This is a genomic window from Bifidobacterium sp. UTBIF-68, assembly GCF_006408855.1.
GTDB classification, from domain to species: domain Bacteria; phylum Actinomycetota; class Actinomycetes; order Actinomycetales; family Bifidobacteriaceae; genus Bifidobacterium; species Bifidobacterium reuteri.
The window spans coordinates 21,461-32,604 of sequence record NZ_JFAN01000014.1; the positions used below are offsets into that span (position 1 = coordinate 21,461).

Consider the following 11,144-nt stretch of genomic DNA (forward strand, 5'->3'; position numbering starts at 1 on the left):
TACTGCTGCAACTGCGTTACAAGGGGCTGTTTAGCCTCTGCGGGAAGATGTTCCGAAAAGCCTGAAACAGCCCCTCGTAACGCAGAAGTGCACATCTGAAGAAAGATCTGAGGCAATGACTTCGGCAGTAGATGGTTTGAAGCAACGATTCATGGCGATGAGCCAGCCGGACGACGACGGTGTCTACCGGAATGGCCCGGCAAAGCGTGCGGCACGCACCGAACTGGCCATGCAGTGCCTCACGCAACTGTGGGATGAGGCGTGCGCGGCCGTCTCGTTCACCGTGCCGGCGGCCGGCATCGGCTTCGCGGCGGTCGGTTCGCTGGCGCGTGGTCAGATCGGCCCCAGCTCCGATCTGGATCTGGTCATCATCTATGAGCCGCGCGCTGTGAACGACCAGCAGCTCAATGAACTGGCCAACAAACTCTGGTATCCGCTCTGGGACAGCGGTCTCGACCTTGACCATTCCATTCGCACCCGCACACAATGCGAGGAGGTCACCGACCATGACCTGCCGGCTGCGATGGGGTGGTTGGATGTCAAGCCCATCGCCGGCGACACCGAGCTCATACGCACCACGGCTGCGTCCATCCTCGAGCGTTGGCGCAAGGCGGCGCGCAAACGCCTACCCGAACTGCTGGACTCCGCCAAATCACGCCTTGACGAGTTCGCAAGGCTCCAGTACGTCAACCAGCCGGACATCAAGGAGGCGCGTGGCGGTCTGCGCGATTCGGTGCTGATCTCCGCCCTGGCCACATCATGGCTGGCTGATCGCCCGCACGGCAGCTATGACGAAGCCGTGGAGCGTCTGCTGGACGTGCGCGATTGCATTCATCTGGTGGCCAACAAGGACACCAATCTGCTGCTCACCCCGTATCAGGCCAAGGTGGCCGCCATGCTGGGCCTTGCCGACCCGACATGGCCGGAAGACGAACGTGCCGCCTATTCGATTGACGATCTGCAGACGCTACTCGCCCGGCTCGGTCGCCGCATCTCCTTTGCCTTGGATTCCACCGCATCCCGTGCCGAGCATTCGCTGACCCACGAGAAGCCCCGGTTCGCGTTCTTCCAGATGTTCTCCCAGCGTGCCGGCGGCAAGCGCGAGGCCCCGCAATTCGACATCGTGGCCCCCGGCATCGCCAAGCACGAAGGCGAGTTGGTGCTCGCCCCCGGCGTCGAACCAGCCAAGGACGCCAAACTGGCGCTGCGTATGGCTGTGGCCTCGGGCGAATTCGGCCTGCCCATCAATCCGTCTACGCTGGTCAATCTCAAGAAATGCCCAATTCGTGACAACCAATGGGACGCCGAATCCCGTGAACTGTTCGTACGGCTGCTCGCATGCGGGCCGGAGCTCATGAATGTGTGGGAAAGCATCGACTTCGTGGACATCCCGGGCCGATGGATGCCGGAATGGCTGGGCATCCGCAACCGCCCGTCCGCATCGGCCGCGCACCGGTACACCATCGACCGCCATATGGTCGAGGTCACCTCGCGCATCACGCGTGACACCCCGTCCGGCGGCCGTTACGATGACGAGCATTATCAGGCGCTGCTGCTCGCCGCCATCACGCACGACATCGGCAAACGCGCGTTCGTGGCCGACCACGCGGCCGAAGGAGCCCGCCATGTTCCGGTGATCCTCAAACGCATGGGGTATGCGCAGAACATCATCGACTGGGCCACGATTCTGGTCCGCGAACATCTGACGCTTTCCGAATACGCCACCGGCAAGGACCCCAACGACCCCGCGACGGCGGCCGAACTGGCCGACCGCCTGCACCATGACAAGCTGCTGCTGGATATGCTCTTCGACCTGACCCGGGCTGATGGCTCATCCCTCGGTGCCACCGCCGGCGAGTCAATCACCAAGAAATACGGATGGTCCAAGTGGCGCGAGCAGATCGTGCACACCATGTACGCCTCCGTGCGCGCCGCCATGTAGCAATCCGAGCCTCCTCTAGCGAGGGGACTCCCGGCGAGGCCGGATGGGGGGGGAGAAGACAGTCGTGATTGTTGTGACCTACCGCATCCACCCATCACCTCGCACGCGCAGCCCATTGAACAGTCCGCGCCCGCCCATCAGCACCACGTTGAACGCGGTCCACAACACAGCCGTGCGCAGCAGGTCGTTCGGCAGCTGCGGGGCCACACCGCCGGCCACCAGCGAGAGAACGGCGATGTACACCAGTGCCGTCAGCGTGCAGGTGGCCGCCAGATACCGATAATCGCGTGCTCCGATGAGGATGCCGTCAATGGCCATCATCCAGCCCTGCAGTGGGAAGAAGACACCCATCGTGACCATGCCCACGGCCACCAGAATCTGGATGTTCGCGGTGGGGGAGAAGAAGCGTCCGGCAAACAAGCCAATCGCGGCGAATCCCACGCCGATGACCGCCCCGACCATCAGTCCCGCACGGCCGGTTGCGCGGGTAAGCGTCCGGGCCTGGTTCCGGTCGCCGGCGCCGAGCGCGGTGGCCACCAACGTCTGACCGGCGATGCCCACTGAATCCAGCATGTTCATCGCGAAGTTCCATGAGGAATTCACGGCCTGGAAGCCTGCCAGCACCGCAGTGCCCATGCGGGCCGCGCAGACGACCGTGGCCACCATCGCCGCGCGAATCGCCAGCGTACGGATGAACAACGGTAGTCCGTCGCCGCCGGCGGCCGCGATACCTTGCAATCGGGGCTGCAGGCTCGCCCCGTCCGCCCGAGCCCACAGGATGGCCGGCACCACCAGAAACAGTCCCATATACCATTGCGCAATCAACGTGGCCACGCCCGAACCGGCGATACCCCAGCGGAACACGAACACGAAGAGCATATCAAGCGCGGTGTTCAGCACCGCGCCGCTCACCGCCGCGATCAGCGTGATGCGGACCTTCTGCAGTCCGCGGAAGATGCCGTTGGCGGCATACACCAGCAGCATGCCCGGTGCGCCCAGGACTATCGCGCGCGTGTAGGTCGTGGCCTGCGTCAGCACATCGCCGCTGCCTCCAAGCGCCCGGCACAATGGCTCGGCAGCCGCAAACAGGCCGATCGCAAGTACCGTACCGATGCCCAATGCCAGCCATAGGCCGTCGATGCCCGCCTGCAGGCCCTCGCGTCGGCGGCCCGCCCCGAGCAGATGAGCCACTTGCGCCGTGGTGGAGTAGGCGAGGAAGATGCACAGGCCCACGGCGGTCAGGATGATGGTGGAGCCGATGGACAGGCCGGCCAGCGCGGCGTCGCCGATATGCCCCACGATTGCCGTGTCGATGAGGATGAACGCGGGCTCGGCGATGAGCTGGCCGAAGGTGGGCAGCGCCAGCGCGAGAATCCGTCGATTCGTCTCGCGGGAGGATGGGGATTGGTGATGCACGTCCGCTTGCATATCATGCTTGACTACGTTGCGCAACCTGCCTCCTCCGTCCCGAAAGGTTATCCCCAGACTATCCACCAAGTTATCCCCATTATGTGGATAACTCAGTGGATTATCCACCAAGTTATCCCCAAAATGTGGATAACTAATTTTTCTATCCACATTTGTGCCCCGCGCGTGTCGCGGCGCTGACTTCAGGGTGAATTCCATATGAACGGCTCGCGTACGGAGTGCTTACGGCGCGCTGATGGTTCGACGACGATTCGATGAACGGCTCGCTGACGGTTCATACACATCGAGCTCTTATACTTGGGGGCTATGGCAGAAGGAAGTGAACGTTCGTATCAGGATGGGTACGGCGGCGACCGCGCGCGCGGTGGCCAGGGCCCGACTACATCGGGCGACCCGATTTTCGACCGCGTCCCTCCGCATGACGACGATGCGGAGATGGCGGTGCTCGGCGGCATGCTGATGAGCAAGGACGCCATCGGCGAAGTCTCGCAGACCATCGACGTCAACGATTTCTATCAGCCCAAGCATCAGACGATCTATACGGCGATCATCGACCTGTTCTCCGCCAGCCAGCCGGTGGACGTGGTGCTGGTGGCCAACCAGCTGCTGGCGGACGGCAATCTGGACAAGGTGGGTGGCGCCGATTACCTGCACAGTCTGGTGGCTTCGGTGCCCACCGCCGCCAACGCCATGTATTATGCGGAGATCGTCCATCAGCGGGCGATTCTGCGCAATGTGATCGCCGCCGGCACCAAGATTGCGCAGCTGGGCTATTCCGCTGAGGGTTCGCAGGCCGAGGATGTGGTGAATCTCGCCCAATCCGAGGTCTATGAGATGTCGATGGGCAAGGTGCGGCAGGATTATTCCGCCATCGGCCCGGTGGTGCACGACGCCCTCGACCAGCTGGACAAGCTCCAGCAGGGTTTGGTGAACAAGGGTGTGCCGACCGGGTTCCGCGACATCGATGATGTGACGCAGGGCCTGCAGCCTGGACAGATGGTCGTCGTCGCGGGACGTCCGGCCATGGGCAAGTCCACGCTCGGCATCGATTTCGCGCGCGCGGCCTCCCTGCACCACAACATGACCACGATCGTCTTCAGCCTCGAGATGAGCAAGGTGGAGCTCGCCCAGCGCATCATCTCCGCCGAGACGAACATTCCGATGGCTGCGCTGCGCCGCGCGGACGACATCACGCCCGAGCGCTGGAACACGCTGAACCAGTTCTGGACCAAGATGCAGAACGCGCCGCTGTTCATCGACGACAGCCCGAACATGTCCCTGATGGAGATCCGTGCGAAGTGCCGCCGCCTCAAGCAGACCAATGACCTGAAGCTCGTGGTCATCGATTACCTGCAGCTCATGACCTCCGGCAAGGCCGTCGAATCCCGCCAGCAGGAGGTTTCCGAGTTCTCCCGCGCGCTGAAGCTGCTCGCCAAGGAGCTGGAGGTGCCGGTGGTGGCCCTGTCCCAGCTGAACCGTGGTCCCGAAATGCGCAACGACAAGAAGCCGCAGCTGTCCGACCTGCGTGAATCCGGTTCCATCGAACAGGACGCCGACGTGGTGTTCCTGGTGCACCGACCGGACTTCTATGATAAAGAGGACCGTCCGGGCGAGGCGGACATCATCATGGCCAAGCACCGTAATGGCCCGACCGAGACCTTCCATCTCGCCTTCCTCGGCGCTACGTCCAAGTTCAAGGACATGCCGCAGGACTACAACGCCAACCAGGGGGTGTGATCATGGCCGATGCCAAGCATGAGCCGGATGCAGTGCCGGGTGCTGCTTCTGATGTTTCACGGGATGTTCCACACGCTGAACAGCATGTTTCACATAGTGTTTCACATACTGTTGCGCATGATGGGGCTGCTATCGGGGAGCCGCAGGGACAGACAAACTCGGGCGAAGCGACTGTTCCGGACAAGGACGTGGCCGCCCACCCGGTGATCGGCCGTCGAGGCGCATCGCCTATGCCCCGCGCCCCATGGTATGCGTTCGCCACGGTACCGGTCGGCCGGTTCGTCCGGTTCGCGTCTCGCGTCACCAAGCATGGCGGTTCGGCGCTTCCCGGCAGAATCGTGGAAGGCTTCGACCACGGCTTCCTGACCCGTACCTTGGGCCAGCTGCCGCTGGGCGTGGTGCTGGTGTCCGGCACGAACGGCAAGACCACCACCACCCGCATGGTCGCCTCGATGCTCTCCGATCTGGGACTCAAGGTGTTCACGAATCCCACCGGCTCGAATTTCGTGCGCGGTGTGGTCTCCGCACTGCTCACCGAAGTGTCGCTTGGCGGCAAGCTGGACGCCGACATCGCCGTGCTGGAACTGGATGAGGCGTACGCGGTGCATTTCGTCAGGCAGGTCAAGCCGCGATATGCCCTGCTGCTCAATGTGATGCGCGACCAGCTCGACCGCTTCGGCGAAATCGACACCACCGCCAGACTGCTGAGCCACGTGGCCGAAGCGACCACCGGCACGGTGGTGCTCAACCGTGAGGACCCGCGCATCTCCGCGCTCGCAGCCAAGGTTCCGGCCGGCACTTCGGTGCGTTATTTCGGCTTGGCGGACAGCCTCAAGCATTACTTCCCCTCCGACGACGACATGGCCACCACCGTCAGCGTGGAAGACGGCTCCACCTCCAGGCCCCCTCTGACAAAAGAACTGTCAGCGCAGCTGACTGGGGGAGAGAAGGACGCTATTGATGAGGCGTTTTCGCCGTCTCGGCCCCCTCTGACGAGGGGGCTGTCAGCGCAGCTGACCGGGGGAGAGAAGGACGCCGACGTGACGCTCGCTGCTGTGGGCGACCATCAGGCCACCTTCCACATGGACGGGCGGGATTACGCCACCGCAGTCCGGCTCGAAGGCGTCTACAACCTGTACAACGCAGCCGCCGCGCTCGCCGTGGTGCGCGCCGTGATGCGCGATGCAGCAGCGGCGCGCAAAGCCTCGGCCGCCGCCAACGCCTGCTCGGTCAGCGCCGACGAGCTCATCGCCGCGGTCGCCCGCGTCACGCCGGCGTTCGGCCGCGGCGAGGTCATCGATGTCAACGGCTCGCCGGTCGAACTGCTGCTGGTCAAGAATCCGATGGGATTCCGCCTCTCGCTCGCCAGCTTCGACCCGTCGCATGCCGACACGATGATCGCCATCAACGACGAATACGCGGACGGCCGCGATATGAGCTGGCTGTGGGATGTGGACTTCACCTCATTGCGCGCGTCCGGCGTCGCCATGGTTTCCGGCGTGCGCGCCTGGGACATGGCGCTGCGCCTCGGCTACGACCAGGTGCCGGTCGCCGCCACGGATCCCGACCTCGAACAGGCGGTCAGCGCATTCGTGACCGCCAACCCCGGCGTCCGCAAGCACATCTACTGCACGTACACCGCCATGCTCAAGACCCGCGCGATACTGGGCTGCATCGCCGATGTACGCGACGCCGGCGTAGGCAAATAAACCTAGTCAAATAACCGTAGGCAAAACCGGATGCGCACAACCTGCACTGGCTGGCGGGAGCGCAGTGCATGCCTCACAACAAGCCGCTCATCAGACAAGACAAGGAGGAATCGACATGGCCAAGACCATTGATGTGTTGTCCCTGTATCCGAAAGACATGAACATCTACGGCGATTCCGGCAACGTGCTCACCATTCGTCGCCGTCTGGAACTCTACGGCTATGAGCCGGTCATCCACCAATACAACCAGGGTGACGACTGGCCCAATCACGTGGACCTCATTCTGGGCGGCGGCGGACAGGACACCGGGCAGAAGAAGATCATCGATGACCTCTACCGGCGCGCCAACCTGCTGCGCGCACTCGCAGTGGAAGGTACGCCGATGCTGATGATTTGCGGCATGTACCAGCTGTTCGGCGAGTATTTCGAAACCGTGGACGGTACGAGGCTCGACGGCATCGGCATCATCGGCGCCTACACGGTCGGCCAGGATGCGCGCATGATCGGCAATCTGGTGGAGCATTCCGAACAGTTCGGTGACGTGATCGGCTACGAAAACCATTCCGGTCAGACCTTCCTGAGGCCAGGCGTCAAGCCGTTGGGCACTGTTGATGCCGACGGCCGGGGCAACAACGGCAAGGACCACACCGAAGGTGCCCGCGTGCACAACGTGATCGGCACCTACATGCATGGCTCGCTGCTGCCCAAGAACCCTGCCGTCAGCGATTTTCTGATCGGCGCCGCCGTGTCACGCCGCTACGGTTCGTTCGATACCGTCGACCAGACGAAGGAACAGGCGGCAGCGCTCGCCGAACTCGACAGGACTGCCGCGCACGCGCGCGAATCTGCCGCCGCCCGACCGCGCTGATCGTCCGCGCTGATCGCCCGCGCTCCGCCGCCTTAGGCGAAATCATCCGCTAAGCCTAACGTCATCGGCTTGCGATTGCGCTAGGCTTAGCAGTAAGAGACGGGGCAGCAGGCCGCGTCGAGCCTCGAAGGAGGGGTTATTATGGCTGATTTCGATTTGGGCGATGGCGTCCGCAAGGTCCTGTTGGCTGGCATCGGTGCCTTGGCCACGGGGTATGAGAAGGGCAGCGCCATTGTTGACGATCTGGTCAAGAAAGGCGAGCTGACCGTGGAACAGGGCAAGTCCCTGAACACCGAACTCAAGCGCAAGGTCGGCGAGGCTTTGGTCAACGACGCCAACAAGGACGCCGCCAAGGCCGATGCCGCACCGGCCGAGGAGCCGGCTGCGGATGCCGCCGACGACTCCAACAAGGACTGAACTAAGGACTGATCGTTTTCGTGGCTGACAAGACAACGGAACAGGCGGTGCGGCGCGACGCAAGCGGCACCTCGGCGCAACATCCCTCTGAACACGCTCGTTCGGGCGCTGCGGATGGTGGCCTCGGAGCCGGTGCCGCAACGTCTGCCCCAACGTCTTCCACCCAGTCGCAGGCTGCCGCCGGTGCCGCTCATGGCACGAACGACGACAAGCCGAATGATATTCCCGACCGTCCGACCGCGGCATACGCGCAATGGGCCGCGACGAATACCGAAACCATTGGGATTTTCGGTCCCCGGCGCGATGATTTCTCCGAGCGCTATCATCTGACCCGTCGTAGCAAAGCCAAACGTCTGGCGCAAATCGTGCGTATCGTCAACCAATTCGATGCGCTCAAGGGGCTGACTCCGGTCAAGATGCGTCTGATGTTCGAGGCGCTCGGCCCCACTTTCGTCAAAGTCGGCCAGATTCTCTCGATGCGTTCGGAGATCCTGCCGCAGAGCTTCTGCGACGAACTCGCCAAACTGCGTGCGGACGCCGACCCCATGCCATACGCCACGGTATTGGACGTACTGTCCGAAGAGTATGGACGACCGGCCAATGAGGTCTTCGCGCATATCGATTTGAAACCGCTGGGCTCGGCGTCCCTCGCTCAAGTGCATCGCGCCACCTTGCGTACCGGCGAGGACGTGGCCGTCAAAGTGCAGCGCCCGGGCGTGCGCGAGACCATGGCGCAGGACGTGTCCATCATGCGCTCCATCGCCAAAGTCGCCACAAAGGTGATCAGCACCTCGCAGATCGTCGATCTCCAGGGCGTGGTCGAGGAGCTGTGGGACACCTTCGAATCGGAGACGGACTTCCTCGTTGAGGCGCGCAATCTGGCCGAATTCAAGCGATACGCCTCACGGTTCAAATACATGGACTGCCCGACTCCGTATCCGGACCTGTGCACCGAGCATGTGGTGGTCATGGATTATGTGGACGGCATCTCCGTCTCTCACGCCGGCGAACTGGTGGCCGCCGGCTATGATCTCAAGGACATCGGCACCAAGCTCGTGGACAATTACGCCACGCAGATCCTCGATGAAGGCTTCTTCCATGCCGATCCGCACCCGGGCAACATCATCATCCGCGGCGGAAAGATCGTGCTCATCGACCTCGGCATGACCGGCCGATTGGACGCCAAGACCCGTGCGGTGATGAAGGACATGATCTTCGCCGTCGCCAAACGGGATTCCCCCCAGCTCGCCGACGGCCTGTTGCGATTCGCCGGAGCCGAGGCGGATCCGGCTGATTACCCTGCGCTGCTCGCCGATCTCGACGTCATCGTCAAGGAATATGGCACCGTGGATCTGAAGGACCTCGATCTGGCCGCCTTCCTGACCGCGCTCACCTCGCTCGCGCAGCGTCACGGCATCGAAGTACCCAGCAGCATCACCACGGTGGGACGCGCGTTGGTCACGCTCGAGGGGTTGCTTGACGAATTCATCCCCGATGTGAACATGATCGAGATCATCTCCCAGCACATCGTCACGTCGAAAACCACCGTCGAAGCAGCCAAAGACGAGCTGAAGACGCTGGGTCTGGAGAGCCATGAGGCGCTCCACAGCGCGCTGGGCGCGATGAGCGAGCTCAACGTGGCGGCGCGCATGCTGACGCGCGGCCAGTTGCGCATGAACATGGAGCTGGTGGGTTCGCAGGAGCCGTTCCAGCTGCTCTCCGATATGGTGAACCGACTTACGATGGCACTGATCGTGGTCGGCCTGTTCGTCGGTTCCTCGATCGTCTATTACGCCGGCATGAAGCCCATCATCTTCGGCATCCCAATCGTGGGCTTCATGGGATACGTCACCGCGTTCGTGCTCGGCGTCTGGATCGTGATCGACATCTACCTCAAGGGCCGCAAGACGAAGAAGCGGTAGGGTAGCCGGGTGGCGTACTGAGCCGGATTCATGAAATCTGACGCTCATAGACGCGGCCGGTGCTTTCCAGCGCGGTGCGCCGTTTCGCCTCGGTGGACTCGCGGACGATCATCGGGCACTCAATCGTCGTGACGCCGTGGTGCGGCCGGCCTGCCAATGCATCGAGGATGAACTGCGCGGCGGTTTTGCCCAGCAGAGTGATGTTGTTGTCGAATGTGGTCAAGGTCGGATGGGCGTTCGAGGCGAACACGAACCAATTGTCGTGGCCGATGATGGCGACATCTCGCGGGATGCGTTTGCCTATGGACAACAGGCCGCGTGCCGCACCGCGCGCGATTTCGTCGCTCAGGCAGTAGATCGCATCCAGATGCGGATACCGTTCGACCAATAATCGCGCCGCCCGCTCGCCCCACTCCTCGCTCCAGGCGTCGAACAACACCGCCACCGGCTGGAAATCATAGAGGATGAACGTCCGTTGCGCGCCCAGCACCCGGTCTTTCGCCGCTTGGAAATCCTCCGGGCCGGCGATGATGGCGATGTACCGCCGCCCGATACTGAGCAGGTATTCGATGGCCTGCGCCCCGGCGCCGATATTGTCGCAGATGATGCTGCAATCCCGTGGGTCACGGGAAGGGTCATAGGCGTAGATGACAGGCAGGCCCATCGTGGTGCGTGGGTCAAGCGGCGGCCGTGAATTCGTGGTGTCGCCTACCACGATCAGGCCGTCCACACCATGCGCCGCAAGCCGGTCGATATGGCTTTTCTCCAGCGCTGGTCGTCCATGCGAACTCATGAGCAGGGCGGCGTGGTTCGATGCGCCGAGCGTGTTTTCGGCGCCGGTAAGCAGGGGCAGGGCGAAACGGCCGTTGTAATCGGATGTGATCAATCCGATAAGACCCGAGCGGCGAGTGGCGTGGTGCGGTTTGTTGGATTTGCTGTAGCCGAGTTGTTTGGCGGCCTCGATGACGTCACGCTGGGTGCTGGCCGATATGCGGTCCGTGTTGTTTAGCGCTTTGGATGCGGTGGCGACGGACACATTGGCCAGTCTGGCAACATCGGCGAGGGTTGGTTTGCGGCTCATATTCCATACGGTAAGCGAAAAATTTCGCATTCGCAAGCCC

Annotated in this window: 8 protein-coding genes; 6 read left to right on the forward strand and 2 right to left on the reverse strand. The window is 62.7% G+C overall.

The window, feature by feature from the left end:
- Positions 1-115: 115 nt before the first annotated feature.
- Positions 116-1,942 (forward strand): nucleotidyltransferase domain-containing protein, encoded by a 1,827-nt coding sequence (locus BW14_RS04525; protein WP_140489313.1) that lies wholly within the window; start codon positions 116-118, stop codon positions 1,940-1,942.
- Positions 1,943-2,020: 78 nt separating this feature from the next.
- Here BW14_RS04525 and BW14_RS04530 read toward each other — a convergent pair whose 3' ends face one another.
- Positions 2,021-3,370, reverse strand: a complete 1,350-nt coding sequence (locus BW14_RS04530; RefSeq protein WP_181162298.1) for an MATE family efflux transporter — start codon at positions 3,368-3,370, stop codon at positions 2,021-2,023.
- A 306-nt stretch (positions 3,371-3,676) separates the two neighbouring features.
- On the opposite strand from BW14_RS04530, the gene dnaB reads away from it, so the two are divergent.
- The 5 genes from dnaB to BW14_RS04555 all read left to right on the forward strand — a co-directional run bounded on the left by dnaB (position 3,677) and on the right by BW14_RS04555 (position 10,023).
- Positions 3,677-5,107, forward strand: coding sequence for a replicative DNA helicase (dnaB, locus tag BW14_RS04535; RefSeq protein ID WP_044089337.1), 1,431 nt, complete (start codon positions 3,677-3,679; stop codon positions 5,105-5,107).
- A 230-nt stretch (positions 5,108-5,337) separates the two neighbouring features.
- Positions 5,338-6,816: a Mur ligase family protein gene (locus BW14_RS04540; protein ID WP_140489388.1), complete on the forward strand. Its 1,479-nt coding sequence runs from the start codon at positions 5,338-5,340 to the stop codon at positions 6,814-6,816.
- A 115-nt stretch (positions 6,817-6,931) separates the two neighbouring features.
- Positions 6,932-7,684: a type 1 glutamine amidotransferase gene (locus BW14_RS04545; protein WP_140489315.1), complete on the forward strand. Its 753-nt coding sequence runs from the start codon at positions 6,932-6,934 to the stop codon at positions 7,682-7,684.
- A 141-nt stretch (positions 7,685-7,825) separates the two neighbouring features.
- On the forward strand, positions 7,826-8,101 hold the full coding sequence (locus BW14_RS04550) for a phasin family protein (protein WP_044089339.1): 276 nt from the start codon (positions 7,826-7,828) through the stop codon (positions 8,099-8,101).
- Positions 8,102-8,322: 221 nt separating this feature from the next.
- On the forward strand, positions 8,323-10,023 hold the full coding sequence (locus tag BW14_RS04555; protein WP_140489391.1) for an AarF/UbiB family protein: 1,701 nt from the start codon (positions 8,323-8,325) through the stop codon (positions 10,021-10,023).
- Positions 10,024-10,051: 28 nt separating this feature from the next.
- Here BW14_RS04555 and BW14_RS04560 read toward each other — a convergent pair whose 3' ends face one another.
- Entirely contained in the window at positions 10,052-11,104 is a 1,053-nt protein-coding gene (locus BW14_RS04560) for a LacI family DNA-binding transcriptional regulator (protein ID WP_140489316.1), read from the reverse strand.
- Positions 11,105-11,144 lie beyond the last annotated feature (40 nt).